Raw genomic sequence first — 15,469 nt, forward strand, 5'->3', positions numbered from 1 at the left:
AATTCCGCAACCAAAACGTCGGTCCACCTCCGATATAGACGGTGGACCGACGTGTTTGGTTCAGTTTGCGCAACCCGACCACACCACGTACGAGCCCGGGCCGGTCCGCTGCATGGCGCCCTGCTGGGCGTCCCGGAGGTTCGCGCCGTACCAGCCGTAGTGGTACTGACCGCTGACGGCGAGCGCGACGCATCCGTTCTTCGACCACGTCTCGACCGCGCAGTGGCCGCCACACTGGCTCAGCGAGCCTGCGAGGGCGGCGTCCAGATTCGTGGCCTGCGCGCGGCCCAACTGACCGGTCGCGGGCGAGTAGGCGATGGCGATGTACTTGGCGGGCGCGGCGTTGGCAGGCACCGCGGTACCGATTGCGCCAGTGACGGCAGCCGCGGCCAGCATGGTGGCGGCGATCATCCGACGCCGTGGGGTCTTCAGGGTGGTGGTCATGGGGTGCTCCTTCGGTTGGTCGCGGTCCGTGTCGGACCGCGTTCACCTGCTATGGGGAGCCAGCCACCCGGTTTCGCACACTTTTCTTCGGCGAGTTTTCACCGGGAATGTCGGGGCCCTCCCCTCGGGGAGCCGAGGGGAGGGCCTGGGGAACGGAGCAGCTACTCGTCGCCGGGGTTCAGCGCCCGGAAGGTGAATCCGGCGGCGACGCCGGCGATCACCTGGGCGACGAGGTAGCTCACGATGATCGAACCGCCGAACATGCCCATCGTGGCGCCGCCGATCAACACGGCCGGGTTGAAGACACCACCCGAGATACCGCCGACGGCCACGGCGCCCGCCGCGACGGTGAAGCCGATGGCCAGCCCGTAGAAGGAGTTGTCGGGGTGGTCCTTGCTCGTCGCCACGTTGAGCACGACGTAGCACAGCGCGAACGTGAACACGAGTTCCGCGACGAAGGCCGCGACGGCCGCGTGCCCGGAAAGCGTCAGCGGCGCGCCGAGCGCCTGCGGGACGACGAAGCCGACGAGCTGGGCGCCGATCAGGCCGCCGACCACCTGGGCAACCAGGTAGCCCACGGCGTCCCGCCGGTCGATGCGGCGACGCACGAAGGCCGCGATGGTGACGGCGGGGTTGTAGTGGGCGCCCGAGACGTGCCCGCCCGCGTACACCATGGCCATCAGCACCGAGCCGATCGCCAGGGGCGCCAACGGGCTGCCGTTGCGTACGCATGCGCCGACGGTGAGCACCAGGAGCATCGTCCCGATGGCCTCGGTGGCGTACTTGACGGCGGCCCGGTGGCCGGGCTTGATTTCAACAGGGGTGAGACTTGTGGTTGTCATGCGGATCAGCCTGCGCCGCAACGGAAGCGACCGGCATCGTGCTATCGGACGGTGTGCAGGATGAACGGGGTGTCATCCGTTTGGATGACACGGTCATTCCAGCAGGTGAGTGCGCATGGCCTGGGCGACGGCAGCGCCGCGATCCGACACCCCGAGCTTCTCGTAGAGCCTACGGATGTGGGTCTTGATCGTGGTCTGCGCGAGATAGAGCTCCCGGGCCATGTCGGGGACGGACTTGCCGTCGGCGATCATGCGCAGGATCTGGCGCTCCCGCTCACTGAGCGTGGGTGCGGGCGACTGTGCGTGCTGACGGACCTGCGCGGTCAGCGACGTGACGAGCTCGGGGGGCAAGACGTCCTCACCGCGCGCGCAGGCCACCACGGCGGCGACGATCTCGTCGCGGTCGGATTCCTTCGACAGGTATCCGGCCGCGCCGTCCTGGATCGCCCGGTAGACCACCGGCCCCTCCGTGGTCGCCGACAACAGGAGCACCCGGGTGGGGAGGCGGTCGCGGGTTACCGCGTGGGCGATCGCGATTCCGTCGAGACCCGGCATCTTGTAGTCGAGCAGTGCGACGTCCGGCGCGAACTCGCGGATCGCCTCGAGCGCTGCGTGACCGTCGCCGACCGCGGCCACCACCTCGGTCCGGTCGCTGGTGCCCAGTGCCCGCACGACGCCGTCGCGGTACACGGGATGGTCGTCGCCGACGACGACCCGGACCCGCCCATGGGACTTGCTCACAATGCCTCCTGCCCGGTTCGCGCCGGCAGCCGGACGCGAACCCACGTGCCACAGTCCGCTCGCCCGAACTCGACGGTGCCTCCTAGAGTCTCGATGCGCGCGCGATGCGACGCCAGCCCGATGTGCCCCTCGGACAGCTTCTTCGCGATCACCCCTGGATCCATGCCGACCCCGTCATCGCGCACGTCGAGCGTGACCTCGTCACCCGTGTCACGCAGCACCACCTCGACGTGGGCGGCACCGGCGTGCCGGGCGACGTTGCCGAGCAGTTCCCGGGCCGCCGCATACAACGTCGGGTCGTCGGCGTGGTGCCGTGGATAGTCGACGGTGCATTCGACGGGCACCCCCGTGCGTTCGGTGAAGGTCGATGCCAACGCCCGAACCGCCTCGGCGAGCCCCGCTTCGTCGAGCACCGACGGGTGCAGCTCACGGGTGACCTGCCGCAGGTCGTGGGAGACGTCCGCGAGCAACTCGCTGGCTCGAACGACGTCGTCACCAACATCGCTGTGCCGCATGGCTTCTCGGAGATCCTGTTTGGCGGCGAGCACGGTCTGAAGCGCTCCGTCGTGCAACGTCTCGGCGATCCTGCGGCGTTCGCGTTCCTCGGCGGTCATCACGTCGGCCAGCAGAAGCGACCGGCTTGCGGTCAATTCGGCGATGCCTGCCAGCCTGCGCTGCTGAACGCGCGACACGGTATAGGAACAGAAGCACAACAGCGCCAGCATCGTCACCAGAGTCACGATCGTCGGCGTCGACATCTGCTGGCGGAACACAGGATCCGCGACGATGGCCGACCCTCCACCGACGATCGCGGCCACTGACATGACCGCCGCCCGCTGGCCGGCCTGGGTGGCGATGAAGAACGGCAGGAACGCCAACAACCCGAGTACCAGGTAGCTGCCCGTCGACAGGAACTGCAGTACGCAGATGGCCGCGATGTCGACGGGCACCATCGGCTCCAGTGCCCGTAATCTCCTGGCCCGCGCAGGATGTCGCAACCACACCCACGCCGCGATGAGCGCCAAGCCACCGTAGGCCGCGACGAGGGCGAACTGAGCGGGCCAGTCCGATCGCGACGTTCCACTCCACACCACCAGGGCCATCACGGCGACGAGCAACAACCGGAGAATGCTCCGCAAGCGTTGGGCCTGACGGTCGAACTCGAGGAAGATCTCGCGCACCGCCTCGCTACCCGCGGGCCCCGTCGCGATGGGTGGGACGACCAGGCTCGCCCAGAACCTACCGTTCACCTGCGACTCCGCGCTGCCGTCGTGGCGCACTCGCGGAGTCTAACCCGCATCGGTGTCAGTCAATCGGATGACACCGGATTTCATCCCACCGAGAAGCATTGGAAATAAAGAGCACTCACATGAACGTCCCGCCGTGGCGGTTGGAATCGGCTGCGGTGCCATCCTCGGCCCGGCAGGTCGGGCCAGCGCGGCCACAGCGAACTCACAGCATCAGCATCACCCGTCGCTGCTCGACCCGAGCGCCGCGGCGAACTTCACCGCTCCCGAAGTCTGACGTGGGCGTCAAGACAGCAGCCCCTCCCCGGCTACGGCGAGCGGCCTCACGTCGTCACAGCAATCGTGCCGCTGACTGAAACGAGCACGGTCGGAGGTAGAAGTGCGCCGTGGCGCAAAGGATCTGGGCCCAACCACCGGACGACGGCGGCACCGGATTCGGTCGCCCGAACGGCCAACGGCTCCGGATCGCTCGAGTTGCCGATGCCCGTATTTGGGAAAAGATGCATGAAGCATCGTCATGTGGCGTACAGGTTATGAACATCTGACGGACAGATCCGAGGGAGCAACATGAGCACGCCACGGAAGACCCTGACCATCGCCTGCGTGGCCGCGTTGACCGCGTTCGGCATCGCGGCCTGCGGGGGCGACAAGGAGAGCGGCGGAGGTGAAGCGGGCGGCGGCAAGGGCGGCGACATCAACATCACCATGACGTCGTTCCCCGACTACGTCGATCCGCAGCTCTCCTACACACTCGAGGGCTGGGAGGTCTTGTACAACACGTACACGCCGCTGCTCACCTACAAGCACGCCAAGGACGAGGCGGGCACCGAGGTGGTGCCCGCGCTGGCCACGGCGTTGCCCGAGGTCTCCGCCGACGGAAAGACCTACAAGCTGACGTTGCGGCCCAACATGAAGTACTCGGACGGCACCCCCATCAAGGCGTCCGACTTCACGTACGCCATCCAGCGGCTGTTCAAGGCCGATTCGGGCGGCTCGGTGTTCTACGAACCGATCGTCGGAACCACCGAATACGCCGAGGGCAAGGCCGACACCATCACCGGCATCAAGACCGACGACGCCACCGGCGACATCACCATCTCGCTCACCGAACCCAACGGAACGTTCGACGGGCTGCTCGCCCTGCCCTTCGCGGCCCCCGTTCCTCCGAGCACCCCGCTCGACAAGGACGCCACCCCGAAGCCACCGCCGGCCAGCGGCCCATTCATGATCACGAATGTCGAAGCGCCGCAAACCATGACGATGGAGCGCAACCCGAACTTCCAGACCGTCAAAGACGCAGGGGCCAGCGAGGTGGCCGACGCGGGCGTCGACAAGATCACCATCACGCAGAACAAGAGCAACACGGCCCAGGTCACCGGCGTGCAGCAGAACACCATCGACTTCATGGTCGATCCCCCGGACGCCGACCGGCTCGCCGAGGTCAAGGCCAAGTTCTCCGACCGCTTCCGGATGGAGGACTCGATCAACACGTACTACTTCTGGATGAACACCCAGAAGGCGCCGTTCAACGACCTCAAGGTGCGCCAGGCGATCAACTACGCCGTCGACCCGGAGGCGCTGAACCGGGTGTTCGGCGGCCGGCTTCATCCGACGCAGCAGATCCTGCCTCCCGGCATGCCCGGCTACGAGGAGTACAAGCTCTACCCCGGGCCCGACATGGAAAAGGCGAAAGCGCTTATCGCCGAGGCGAATCCGGCCGACAAGGACATCACCGTGTGGACCGATGACGAGCCGGACCGCAAGCGGATCGGCGAGTACTACCACGACGTGCTTACCCAGCTGGGCTTCAACGCCACGCTCAAGGTGATCGCGGGCGATGTCTACTGGACCACCATCGGCAACCAGTCGACACCCGACCTCGACACCGGCTTCGCCGACTGGTTCCAGGACTTCCCGCACCCGGACGACTTCTTCCGCCCGCTGATCAACGGCGCGAGCATCCTTCCGACCAACGGGAACAACTTCTCGCGGATCAGCATCCCGGAACTCGACGCCAAGATGGACAAGCTGCTCGAGCAACAACTCACCGACGACGTCAAGAAGCAGTACGCCGAACTCGACAAGGCCTACATGGAGCAGGCCGTCTGGGCGCCGTACGGCAACGAGGAGTTCACCACGTTCCTGTCTGAGCGGATGGACTTCGACAAGAGCTACCACCATCTGCTGTTCAACCAGGACTACTCCTCCTTCGCCATCAAGTAATGGGTGGCCTGATCGGGGCCGTCGAAGCACCGGGCGAGCAGCCACTGCCCGTCGGCGTCCCCCCTGAGGAGCTCAGGGGCCGCAGTCCGTGGCGGCTCGCCTGGATGCGGTTGCGTCGGGACAAGATGGCGCTGGCGTTCGGCGCGCTGTTCGTGCTCATCGTGCTGGTCTGCCTGGCCGCACCGCTGTGGGCCGACCACGTCGCGCACACCGGACCCAACCAGAACCACATCACCGACAAGGTGATGCGCGGCGGCCAGGAGACCTACGTGGTGTCGCCCGACGGCACACCGCTCGGACCCGGTCTGCACGGTCAGTTTCTGCTCGGCGCCGACCAGAACGGCCGAGACGTCATGGTGCGGCTGCTCTACGGCGGCCGGACGTCGATCTTCATCGGTGTCATCGCCGCGGTGGTGACCACAGTGTTCGCGGTATTGGTCGGACTGGTCTGCGGCTACTACCGCGGCTGGATCGACGCCGTGCTATCCCGCGCTCTTGAGGTCGTCTGGGCCTTTCCCGTGCTGCTGCTCGGCATCGCACTGGGCACCACGTTGTCCTTGGGCGGGTTGAAGATCGGTAGCCTCGTCGTCGCAGGTGACTCGCTGTGGATTCCGATCCTCATCATCGGATTCGTCTACGTGCCCTACATGGCCAGACCCATCCGCGGTGAGATCCTGGCGTTGCGGGAGAAGGAATTCGTCGAAGCCGCCGTGGCGCAGGGCAAGGGGCCGATCCGCATCATGGTCTCCGAACTGCTGCCCAACGTGGCGTCGACGATCATCGTGTTCTTCACCCTCAACATCGCCAACAACATGCTCCTGGAGTCGTCGCTGTCGTTCCTTGGCGCAGGCGTGCGTCCGCCGAACGCGTCGTGGGGCACGATGATCGCCGATGGCTACCAAACCATCTACACGGCACCGCATCTCACGATCGTCCCTGGCCTGATGATCGTGCTGACGGTGTTGGCGCTCAACGTGTTCGGCGACGGGCTGCGGGATGCGTTGGATCCGCGGGCCAAGATCCGGTTGGAGCACTAACCGGTGGCCCGCTTCATAGTGCGACGCGTGCTCGGGATGATCGCCGTGCTGTTCGCGATCTCCGTGGTCGTCTTCCTCATCTTCAACGTGATCCCGAACTCCGACCCTGCGGCGCGTATCGCGGGCAAGAACGCCAATCCGGCGCTGATTGCCCGCGTCACAACCGATCTCGGGCTGGATCAGCCACTGCCGGTGCAGTACCTGACGATGATGAAGCAGATCTTCACCGGAGAGCTCACGTCGTACGCGAGTTCCCAGAATGTCGTCGAGCAGATCTGGAAGGGGTTGCCAGCCACCTTCTCGCTGTGCGTCGGTGCCGCGGTGCTCTGGATGACATTGGCCGTCGTGTTCGGCTACCTGTCCGCCGTGCACGCAGGGAAGTTCACCGACCGGGCGCTGACCGTCCTGTCGCTGGTGGGCATTTCGATGCCGGTGTTCTGGCTGGCCGCAATCCTGTTGTATTACTTGAGTTTCAAGGCACAGTTGTTCCCGACGAGCAGCTACGTGCCGCTGACCAAGGACCCCGTCGAGTGGGCATATCACCTCGTCTTGCCGTGGATCACCTTGGCCGTGCTCTTCGTGGGCTTCTACAGCCGGGTGCTGCGCTCCAACATGCTCGACGTCATGAACGAGGACTACGTCCGCACCGCTCGCGCCAAGGGCCTTGACGAGCGTCAGATTCGCATCAAGCACGTATTGCGCAACTCCATGATCCCCGTCATCACGCTGTTCGGGCTGGACTTCGGAGCGGTGGTCGGCGGCGGTGCGATCCTCACCGAAACGGTGTTCAACCTCAACGGCGTCGGCCTCTACGCCGGCCAGGCCATCGGCACGCTCGACCTTCCCCCACTGATCGGCGTAACCATGTTTGGCGCGTTCTTCATCGTGCTGTTCAACACGATCGTCGACATGCTGTACGCGTTCCTCGACCCACGCATCCGACTGGGTACGGCGGCCCCCGCATGATGCTCTCGGTCGAGAACCTCAGCGTGCGCTTCGCCACCGACGGCGGCACGGTTCACGCGGTCGACGGGGTGTCCTTCGACCTCGCCGCAGGCGAGATCCTGGCCATCGTCGGCGAATCCGGCTCCGGCAAGAGCGTCACTGCGCAGACCGTGCTCGGGCTCACGCGAGCGCCCAATGCGACCATCACCGGTGCGGTCCACTTCGACGGCCAGGACCTCACCCAACTCAGCGATCGGCAGCTGCGCGACATCCGCGGCGAGCGCATCGCGATGATCTTCCAGGACCCGATGACGTCGCTGAACCCCGTGTACCGCGTCGGCGACCAGATCGCCGAGATGATCCGCGCGCACCGCGACGTGTCGAAGGGCGAGGCACGTGACCGTGCCGTCGAGCTGCTGCGTTCGGTCGGCATTCCGAATCCCGAACGGCGCGTGCGGAGTTACCCGCATGAGTTCTCCGGTGGCATGCGCCAACGCGTGATGATCGCGATGGCACTGTCCCTGGATCCGGACGTGCTCATCGCCGACGAGCCGACGACCGCACTCGACGTGACGGTGCAGGCCCAGATCCTGCGGCTGCTCGAGAAGCTGAACGCCGAACGCGGGCTCGCGGTCGTGATGATCACCCACGACCTTGGGGTGGTGGCCGAGGTCGCCGACCGCGTCGCGGTCATGTACGCGGGCCAGATCGTCGAGGACGCCACGCTCGAGTCGTTGTTCTATGACCCCAAGCACCCGTACACGTGGGGGCTGCTCGGCTCGTTGGCGCGGCTCGATCAACCCCGACCGGTCCGACTCGCCCAGATCGCAGGCCAGCCACCGTCGTTGATCACTTCGCCGACCGGCTGCCGGTTCGCGCCGCGGTGTCCCCACGCGTTCGACCAATGCGCGGAGCCGCCGCCGCTGCGCGACGGGGACCGCTGCTGGCTCGACCTCGAGCAGAAGCGGCGGCTGCGAGACGTGGACGGCCGCATCGGGTTGCGTCGGGCGGTCCCGACATGACCGGCGACGCGCTGCTCGAGGTGACCGACCTGGTCAAGCACTTCCCCATCAAGTCGGGACTCGTCGTCGACCGCGAAGTTGGCCGGGTGCGTGCCGTGGACGGGGTCAGCCTAGTGATTCGCGAAGGCGAAACCCTTGGCCTGGTAGGCGAATCCGGCTGCGGCAAGTCGACGCTGTGCCGGGTGATCCTCCAGTTGACCCCGCCGACGTCGGGATCGGTGCGGTTCGCCGGCGAGGAACTGGTCGGCCGCTCCCGGCGCCAGCTCCGTCCGGTACGCAGGCAGATCCAGATGATCTTTCAGGATCCGTACGCGTCGCTGAACCCGCGCAAGAGGGTCGGGCAGATCATCGGCGAACCCATCGAGTTGCACGGGTTGGCGAGCGGCCGCGACGTCGACAAGCGCGTCGCAGACCTGCTCGACCGCGTCGGACTTCAGCCCGAACACCGCGACCGCTTCCCCCACGAGTTCTCCGGCGGGCAGCGTCAGCGCATCGGCATCGCGAGAGCCATTGGGCTGCAACCGAAGCTGATCATCGCCGACGAGCCCGTCTCTGCGCTCGACGTGTCGGTGCAGGCGCAGATCATCAACCTGCTCAAGGATCTTCAGGCCGAACTAGGTCTGTCGTACCTGTTCGTCGCGCACGACCTCGGCGTGGTCCGGCACGTGTCGGACCGCGTCGCGGTGATGTACCTGGGTCGAATCGTCGAAAGCGCCACCGCAACAGCGCTTTACGAGCACCCATTCCACCCGTACGCCAGCGCCCTGCTGTCGGCGGTGCCGATACCCGACCCGAAACTCAACGTCGCCCGCGAGCGACTGATCCTCGAGGGCGACGTACCCAGCCCCATCGATCCGCCGTCCGGCTGCCACTTCCACACCCGATGCCCGTGGGCCACGGACGTGTGTGACACCGACGACCCCGTGCTCCGGGAACTCGAAGCCGACCACGTCGCCGCGTGTCACCATCCGCTCAGTACGGGAACTGCGGCTGCTGCGGATACTGCGGGTATTCCTGAGGGGGCGGCCCCGAGTTCGGCACCTGAATCGGGATCGGCACCGGGACGAACGGCACCGTGATGTAGCTCGTCGTCATCGTGGGCGTCGTCGTCGTGGTCGTAGTGGTCGTGGTCGTGGTGGTCGGAGTGGTGGTGGTCGTCGTCGTAGTCGGCGACGTCGTTGTGGTGGTCGTGGTGGGCGGTGTCGTCTCGACCGTCTTGGTGATGGTGACTGGCGGTTCGACCGTGGGCTCGGGCGGCGGCGGAGGAGGTGCCTCACTGGTCACGGTGACGATGCTCTGCGGCGCCTGGGTGGTGGGTGGCGGCGGCGGTTCGACGCTGGACCGCGGCACCGACGTCGCCGTCATCGGCGCATTGGTCGGCGTCGGCCCGGCGTCGTCGACCGCGTTGGTGAGCACCACCGCGACACCGCCGACGGCCAGCAGCGCCACCACGGCGACGACCCCAAGGATCAACTGGGGCAACCGTTGCCACGACCGCTGCTCGTCAACCGGAACCGGCCCGGTCGGAGGCACGTACTGGGCGACGGCACGCGTGGTCCCGGTGTCGTAGCCGTACCCCGAGTCGTCGGTGTACAGCAGCGAGTCGTCCTCGGAGTCGTCGGCCTGCGACCAGGCCAGCGCCCGGAACGTCGCCGAACCCGGGGCGACGTCGTCGACGGCAGGCGGGATCAACACGGTGGGGGCGACGCCGGTCGACGCCTCGGCATCAGCGGCGTACGCGGCGAAGATCGCGGCGCCGACCGCCGCGTCGAGCGCCGGTTGCGGCGTCGTCACGAGTGGGACCGCACTGTGCTCGGCCAGTCGCGAGGCGATCAGCGGGATGCGCGCACCGCCGCCGACCATGGCCAGTACGGTGACGTCCGTCGACGCAATTCGGTTGCGCAGCAACATATCGTCCAACGCCGACAGTACGCCGGCCAACCTGGCGTCCACCAGCGTCTCGAACTCGGGACGGGTGACCCGCACCACCGACGAGTACCCGGGCAACTCGACGCGGACGTCGGCGTCGGTGGCCTCGGACAGCGTCTCCTTCGCCCGGCGACACTCGTCGCGAAGCAGGCTCAGCGAGCCGACGGCGGCCGTGCCTGCCGGATCGATCGCCCCCGCTTCGGCGACGCCGTCGAGCACGTGTGTGAGTAGCGCCTGGTCGAGCTGGTCGCCCGAGAACTCCGCGTCGCGCACCGTTTCGATGGGTTCGAACGACGCGGCCGCATCCGAAAGCGTGATGCTGGTTCCGCCACCCCCGAAGTCGAGCAGCGCGACCACCCCGTGCGAGGGCAGTCCGGGATTGGCGTGCAGGGCCGTCAGCGCCGCCACGGCATCGGAGACCAACCGCGGCGCGACGCCGTTGGGCGCGAGGTTCGGCTTGTTGCGCAACTCGGCGCGAAGTCCGCGCAACGTGGCACCGGTCCAGTGTGCGGGCACGGCGACGGCGAGCTGGTCGCACGGGCCGTCGCCGACGAGGACGTCGAGCGCCTCGACCACCAACTGGTCGGCGTGGTACGACGTGCCGTCCGCCGCGACCAGGGGCACGGGGTCACCGACACGTTCGACGAATCCACTGAGCAGCTGACCTCGCAAGGTCAGCACGGAACGCCGGGTGACGGGTGGGTTGCCTACGCGAGCCGCGACCAGGTTTGTCGTCCCGATCGACAACCCCAATGGGTCGCTCATAACGGACCCACCATAGCCGCGCGCGGCGCCCGGATCGACCAGACACTCCGTCGGCAACGCTGTGAACAGTGTTGTCCGAGCTATGTTTTGGCTGTGGACACCCGTCGCGACACGGCCGAGCCCGCAATCCCTGCAACGATCAGGCCGATGCCGAGCGCGTCGGGAAGCGCGTCGGACACCCACCCCGCGATGCCCGTGACCACGATGAACGGCGGTAACCAGTCGAGTAGGCGCAGTGGCGATTCCGGCGCGTCGGTGGGCTCGCCGATCGACTGCGCGAACTTGGCCCCCGCGTAATCGGGGTAGAACTCGGTGAACTCGACGGCAAACAGGATCGCGGCGATCGGGAGGATCCATCCGGTCCAGAAGTCCTGATCGCGCAGGACGGTGTCGCCGAGCGCGCCGACGATCGCCGAGCAGGTGAACGAGGCCGCCCATACGCCCGAGATCGCGTAGTTGACGCGCTTGAACAGCGGGGTGTCCCAGTACTCCTCGGGAGTGGTGTCCTTGGCGTACGGAATGGTGAAGGGTTTGCCGATCACCAAGGTGACCACTGCGAACAGCGCCAGCCCAATGTTGCCGAGCTCGCCGGCCCACACCTCGAGCCATTCGATCACTCGATCCGGCGCCCAGAGTCCAAGGGCGGCTAGGACACCGAAGAAGCCTGCGCCGAATACCTCAAGGGCGTGCACGGGTACGCCGCGTCGCCAGCCCACCCACAGCGTCAGCAGCGTCAGGCCGAGCGCGGCCGAGGCGGCCTCCTCGAACCGTCCCGGCCCCGACACGACCACCAGCAACACCCAGGGCGCGATGCCCGAGAGCGGCGATTTGACGTATCCGTCAATGAAACTCATGACCGGACTCTATGCGCCGACCCACCGTTGTGTTGCAATGTCGACATGGGTGACATCGACGAAATCGAGCGGCTGAAGTATCGCTACCTACGCGCGCTCGACACGAAGCATTGGGACGAGTTCAGCGACACGCTGACCGACGACGTGGTCGGCGACTACGGCGAGTCCCTCGGTGAGGAGCACCACTTCACCGACCGGGCTTCACTCGTCGAGTTCATGACCACGTCGATGCCCGCCGACGTCATCACCGAGCACCGGGTCACGCACCCCGAGATCGACGTCGACGGCGATGAGGCCACCGGAATCTGGTACCTGCAGGACAAGGTGATCGTGCCGAAGTACAACTTCATGCTGATGGGCGCGGGTTTCTATCACGACCGCTACCGGCGAACCGCTGACGGCTGGAAGATCAGCGCCACCGGCTATGACCGCACCTACGACGCGTCGCTATCGACGGAGTCGTTGGGATTCAAGGTGAAAGCCGGTCGCGCCGTTAAGCTTTGATCACTTCGAGACGGCGATTAACGCGCCGGGTCGCAGCCACTGGATCAGCTTGACCATCATGGCGTCGCCGATCGCGACGCAACCCGCCGTCGGTCCGCCGTCGGTGGTGTGAAGGAAGAACGCGCCACCCTTTCCGGGGATGCGTTCCTTGTTGACGCCCATGACGACGGCGTGCGCGTACTGCGGGATGTCGAGGTTCTCGGTGCCGTCGCTCAGCGCCGTGCTGAACGGGCACTGGGACTTCTCGCACACCTGCATGAGGTTGTAGGTCGGGCTCTTCATATCGCCGTCCCACCAGTGGTTGGGTCCCACCTGGACGTACTGCAGACCGCCACCCGGATTCGGTTGTGTGCCAAAGGCGAAGTCGAGGGTGTAGATGCCCATTGGCGTGAGCATCGACCCGTCGAAGTGTTCGGGTGACATGCCCTTTTCGCCGATCTTCGCCGGAACCCCTGCGACGACGGCCTGCCAGCCGGCCGAGGTGCGCTCGTAGACGTCGACCTTGGCGTCCGAACCGCCCACGCCCACAACGGAAATCACCTGCGTCGCGTTGCCCACCTGGTTGGCGAACCAGGGAATGAGTTCGGCCTGCGCGATGGGCGCCGCCGTGAACCACACCGCCGCCGCGCACAACAGGGTCAGCAGTCGGCGCACGTCCGTCATCGTAGCTCCGGCTAGGTTGGAAACCATGGATCTCCTGCGGCGACGGCGAGGCATTCAGCAGATCGGGGAGGGCCTCGGCACGCTGGACCGCGAGCTCTTCGAAGCCGTCGCGGAGTCGCCCAGCCCCCTGCTGGACGCCATGATGCCTCGCCTTTCCTCCGCGGCCGATCACTCCAAGCTGTGGTTCGTCCTCGCGGCGGTGATTGGCGTCGCCGGCAGTACGTCGGCCAAGCGTGGTGCGGCCCGCGGCGTCGCCACGCTTGCGGTGACCAGCCTGCTCACCAACCAGGTAGCGAAGCGGGTCTGGAAACGCCCACGGCCCAACGTCACGACGGTGCCGCACATCAGGCGGTCACGAAGGATGCCCACGTCGAACTCGCTGCCGTCGGGGCACTCGGCAAGCGCGGCCGCGTTTGCCGTCGGCGTCGGACTGGAGAGTCCGCCGATCGGCCTCGGACTGGCGTTGCTGGCCGGCCTCGTCGGGATGTCGCGGGTGGCCACGGGCGCGCACTACCCGGGAGACGTCCTGGCGGGGTTCGGACTTGGCGCCGCGGTCGCCGTCCTCGGAGGCCGGGTAGTTCCCCCGATCGTCGAGACGCGGCTGCCCACCGCCGATCCCCTTCGCGTGGAGACGCCGCGGCGGCCGGACGGCGCCGGAGTCGTGCTGGTCATCAACCCCGCATCGGGTAGTGGGACGGGCGCCCGGGTGATCGACGAGGTCCAGCGGGAGCTGCCGAGGGCAGAGCTCGTCGAGCTCGACGGTGACGACGACATCGAGGTCGTCTTGCGCGACGCCGCCGGGCGCGCCGAGGTACTCGCGGTGGGCGGCGGCGATGGAACGGTGTCGTGCGCCGCAGGCATCGCACTCGAGGCCGGCGTCCCGTTCGCGGTGTTCCCCGCCGGCACGTTCAACCACTTCGCCAAGGACATCGGCTGTGACACCGTCGCGAAGACGGTCGCCGCGATCCGGGAGGGCAGCATCGGCTGTGTCGACGTCGTGCGGCTCAACGACACGGGCACGGTGCTCAACACGGCGAGCATCGGCGCGTACCCGGCGTTCGTCCGGACGCGGGAGAAGCTCGAACACAAGATCGGAAAGCCCCTTGCGGGCGCGTACGCCATCTTCCACACCCTGCGTCGCGAGGCGCCCGTGCGAATCGCCTACGACAACAAGGAACTTCAGACGTCGCTGTTCTTCTTGGGCAATTCCGTCTACCTGCCGTCCGGATTCGCGCCGTCCCGGCGCGGCCGCATGGACGACGGGCTGATCGACGTACGCATCCTCGAGACGGGACGTCGGCTGTCCACGTTGCGCATCGTGACGTCGCTCGCGCTGGGCCGACTGGTGCGCAGCCCGCTCTATCACGAGATGCGGGTGCCCGAATTCCGCTTCCACGCGGTCGACGGGCCCACCCCGCTCGCCCATGACGGCGAGGTCGAGCTGAGGTTGGACGAAGCCAGCTTCAAGGTGAACTATCGCGGGCTGCCGGTGTTTCGTCCGCTGCCGTGAACCGTGGCGGCAGCAGCGCCACGCACAGTACGAACCAGAGGTAGCCCAACGCCCAGCCCGCGACGATGTCGGAGGGATGGTGGACGTTGAGCACGACGCGTCCGACTCCGACCGCGACGACGATGAGCACGCCCGCACCGATCAGCGTCGTCCGGTACGAGCGCCCGACGGCTGGCAGCGCGACGGCGAGCAGGGCGAGCACGGCGGCCATCGTGCCGACGGCGTGGCCCGACGGGAACGACGTCGACGACGCGGAGACCAACGCGGTGGCGGGCCGCGGCCGATCCGCTGCGAATTTCGCGAGTTCGGTGAGCGCGCCGGTGAGCTCGACGCTGACGAACAGGAACAGCGCGACCCGACGCTGGCGCCGCATCAACGCCCACACGATGAGGCCGAGCACAAGCACGCGGAACGTCACCGGCGAGAAGACGGTGCACAACGCATTCCAGAAGGTGACCCAACCGGGGTGGGCCAGCCCGAATCGATGCGTGACGTCCAGGGCGGCGTAATCGACGGCTATCAGCCAGCCCCACTGCGCTGACCAGCCAATCCACGCCGCGACGTAGAGCGTCACGGCCGCGACCACCGTGACCATCCGCCACGACTTCGTCGACGTCACGTATAAATCTGTACCACCTGTAACACCTTGCACAGGAGTACCGATGTTCCAGCAAGCGCTCGTGCTGCCGCCACAACCCCGACTCTTGGCGGCAACACGGGCGTTTTAGCGCTCCGTGGGAACA

Annotated in this window: 16 protein-coding genes; 8 read left to right on the forward strand and 8 right to left on the reverse strand. The window is 66.8% G+C overall.

The window, feature by feature from the left end; translation table 11 throughout:
• Nucleotides 1–60: 60 nt before the first annotated feature.
• From SLQ33_RS20785 to SLQ33_RS20800, 4 genes are all read right to left on the reverse strand, one after another.
• Nucleotides 61–444, reverse strand: coding sequence for a DUF4189 domain-containing protein (locus SLQ33_RS20785; protein ID WP_319455760.1), 384 nt, complete (start codon nucleotides 442–444; stop codon nucleotides 61–63).
• Between the two features lie 161 nt (nucleotides 445–605).
• A complete protein-coding gene (locus SLQ33_RS20790; protein ID WP_319455761.1) occupies nucleotides 606–1,286 on the reverse strand; it encodes an MIP/aquaporin family protein in 681 nt (226 codons plus the stop codon).
• A gap of 93 nt (nucleotides 1,287–1,379) precedes the next feature.
• The gene (locus SLQ33_RS20795; protein WP_319455762.1) at nucleotides 1,380–2,027 is read right to left on the reverse strand and encodes a response regulator transcription factor; all 648 of its coding nucleotides are present in this window, start codon (nucleotides 2,025–2,027) and stop codon (nucleotides 1,380–1,382) included.
• Complete coding sequence (locus SLQ33_RS20800) at nucleotides 2,024–3,307, reverse strand: ATP-binding protein (protein WP_319455763.1); 1,284 nt, start codon at nucleotides 3,305–3,307, stop codon at nucleotides 2,024–2,026. The genes SLQ33_RS20795 and SLQ33_RS20800 overlap by 4 nt, the downstream gene beginning before the upstream one ends.
• A 103-nt stretch (nucleotides 3,308–3,410) precedes the next feature.
• Here SLQ33_RS20800 and SLQ33_RS20805 point away from each other — a divergent pair, with 103 nt between their 5' ends.
• The 6 genes from SLQ33_RS20805 (at nucleotide 3,411) to SLQ33_RS20830 (ending at nucleotide 9,580) form a co-directional block, all read left to right on the forward strand.
• Nucleotides 3,411–3,551, forward strand: a complete 141-nt coding sequence (locus SLQ33_RS20805) for a hypothetical protein (RefSeq protein ID WP_319455764.1) — start codon at nucleotides 3,411–3,413, stop codon at nucleotides 3,549–3,551.
• A gap of 290 nt (nucleotides 3,552–3,841) precedes the next feature.
• On the forward strand, nucleotides 3,842–5,497 hold the full coding sequence (locus SLQ33_RS20810; protein ID WP_319455765.1) for an ABC transporter substrate-binding protein: 1,656 nt from the start codon (nucleotides 3,842–3,844) through the stop codon (nucleotides 5,495–5,497).
• A complete protein-coding gene (locus SLQ33_RS20815) occupies nucleotides 5,497–6,534 on the forward strand; it encodes an ABC transporter permease (RefSeq protein WP_319455766.1) in 1,038 nt (345 codons plus the stop codon). Before SLQ33_RS20810 ends, SLQ33_RS20815 begins: the two co-directional genes overlap by 1 nt.
• A gap of 3 nt (nucleotides 6,535–6,537) precedes the next feature.
• Complete coding sequence (locus tag SLQ33_RS20820; RefSeq protein WP_319455767.1) at nucleotides 6,538–7,500, forward strand: ABC transporter permease; 963 nt, start codon at nucleotides 6,538–6,540, stop codon at nucleotides 7,498–7,500.
• Nucleotides 7,497–8,501, forward strand: a complete 1,005-nt coding sequence (locus SLQ33_RS20825; protein WP_319455768.1) for an ABC transporter ATP-binding protein — start codon at nucleotides 7,497–7,499, stop codon at nucleotides 8,499–8,501. Before SLQ33_RS20820 ends, SLQ33_RS20825 begins: the two co-directional genes overlap by 4 nt.
• Nucleotides 8,498–9,580 (forward strand): dipeptide ABC transporter ATP-binding protein, encoded by a 1,083-nt coding sequence (locus tag SLQ33_RS20830; RefSeq protein ID WP_319455769.1) that lies wholly within the window; start codon nucleotides 8,498–8,500, stop codon nucleotides 9,578–9,580. The genes SLQ33_RS20825 and SLQ33_RS20830 overlap by 4 nt, the downstream gene beginning before the upstream one ends.
• On the opposite strand, the gene SLQ33_RS20835 is transcribed toward SLQ33_RS20830, so the two are convergent.
• Both SLQ33_RS20835 and SLQ33_RS20840 read right to left on the reverse strand, forming a co-directional pair.
• Nucleotides 9,474–11,195 (reverse strand): Hsp70 family protein, encoded by a 1,722-nt coding sequence (locus tag SLQ33_RS20835; protein WP_319455770.1) that lies wholly within the window; start codon nucleotides 11,193–11,195, stop codon nucleotides 9,474–9,476. The genes SLQ33_RS20830 and SLQ33_RS20835 overlap by 107 nt on opposite strands.
• Nucleotides 11,196–11,275: 80 nt before the next feature.
• Nucleotides 11,276–12,049, reverse strand: a complete 774-nt coding sequence (locus tag SLQ33_RS20840; protein ID WP_319455771.1) for a hypothetical protein — start codon at nucleotides 12,047–12,049, stop codon at nucleotides 11,276–11,278.
• Nucleotides 12,050–12,094: 45 nt separating this feature from the next.
• Here SLQ33_RS20840 and SLQ33_RS20845 point away from each other — a divergent pair, with 45 nt between their 5' ends.
• Nucleotides 12,095–12,553 carry a nuclear transport factor 2 family protein gene (locus SLQ33_RS20845; RefSeq protein ID WP_319455772.1) on the forward strand — a complete coding sequence of 153 codons (459 nt, stop codon included), beginning with the start codon at nucleotides 12,095–12,097 and terminating at the stop codon, nucleotides 12,551–12,553.
• Here the strand turns inward: SLQ33_RS20845 and SLQ33_RS20850 are convergent, their stop codons facing one another.
• A complete protein-coding gene (locus tag SLQ33_RS20850) occupies nucleotides 12,554–13,207 on the reverse strand; it encodes a L,D-transpeptidase family protein (protein WP_319455923.1) in 654 nt (217 codons plus the stop codon). It lies immediately after the preceding gene.
• 34 nt (nucleotides 13,208–13,241) lie between these two features.
• Here SLQ33_RS20850 and SLQ33_RS20855 point away from each other — a divergent pair, with 34 nt between their 5' ends.
• On the forward strand, nucleotides 13,242–14,726 hold the full coding sequence (locus SLQ33_RS20855; protein WP_319455773.1) for a bifunctional phosphatase PAP2/diacylglycerol kinase family protein: 1,485 nt from the start codon (nucleotides 13,242–13,244) through the stop codon (nucleotides 14,724–14,726).
• Here SLQ33_RS20855 and SLQ33_RS20860 read toward each other — a convergent pair.
• Nucleotides 14,680–15,345 carry a phosphatase PAP2 family protein gene (locus SLQ33_RS20860; protein WP_413467673.1) on the reverse strand — a complete coding sequence of 222 codons (666 nt, stop codon included), beginning with the start codon at nucleotides 15,343–15,345 and terminating at the stop codon, nucleotides 14,680–14,682. The genes SLQ33_RS20855 and SLQ33_RS20860 overlap by 47 nt on opposite strands.
• Between the last annotated feature and the right edge of the window lie 124 nt (nucleotides 15,346–15,469).

The sequence above is a fragment of the Mycobacterium sp. RTGN6 genome, from assembly GCF_033804605.1.
Classification (GTDB): domain Bacteria; phylum Actinomycetota; class Actinomycetes; order Mycobacteriales; family Mycobacteriaceae; genus Mycobacterium.

Bases quoted from the DNA above. Each gene is read 5' to 3' on its own strand.
- SLQ33_RS20785 (WP_319455760.1), bottom strand. From the start codon at position 444: ATGACCACCACCCTGAAGACCCCACGGCGTCGGATGATCGCCGCCACC.
- SLQ33_RS20790 (WP_319455761.1), bottom strand. From the start codon at position 1,286: ATGACAACCACAAGTCTCACCCCTGTTGAAATCAAGCCCGGCCACCGG.
- SLQ33_RS20810 (WP_319455765.1), top strand. From the start codon at position 3,842: ATGAGCACGCCACGGAAGACCCTGACCATCGCCTGCGTGGCCGCGTTG.
- SLQ33_RS20815 (WP_319455766.1), top strand. From the start codon at position 5,497: ATGGGTGGCCTGATCGGGGCCGTCGAAGCACCGGGCGAGCAGCCACTG.
- SLQ33_RS20825 (WP_319455768.1), top strand. From the start codon at position 7,497: ATGATGCTCTCGGTCGAGAACCTCAGCGTGCGCTTCGCCACCGACGGC.
- SLQ33_RS20830 (WP_319455769.1), top strand. From the start codon at position 8,498: ATGACCGGCGACGCGCTGCTCGAGGTGACCGACCTGGTCAAGCACTTC.
- SLQ33_RS20835 (WP_319455770.1), bottom strand. From the start codon at position 11,195: ATGAGCGACCCATTGGGGTTGTCGATCGGGACGACAAACCTGGTCGCG.
- SLQ33_RS20840 (WP_319455771.1), bottom strand. From the start codon at position 12,049: ATGAGTTTCATTGACGGATACGTCAAATCGCCGCTCTCGGGCATCGCG.
- SLQ33_RS20845 (WP_319455772.1), top strand. From the start codon at position 12,095: ATGGGTGACATCGACGAAATCGAGCGGCTGAAGTATCGCTACCTACGC.
- SLQ33_RS20855 (WP_319455773.1), top strand. From the start codon at position 13,242: ATGGATCTCCTGCGGCGACGGCGAGGCATTCAGCAGATCGGGGAGGGC.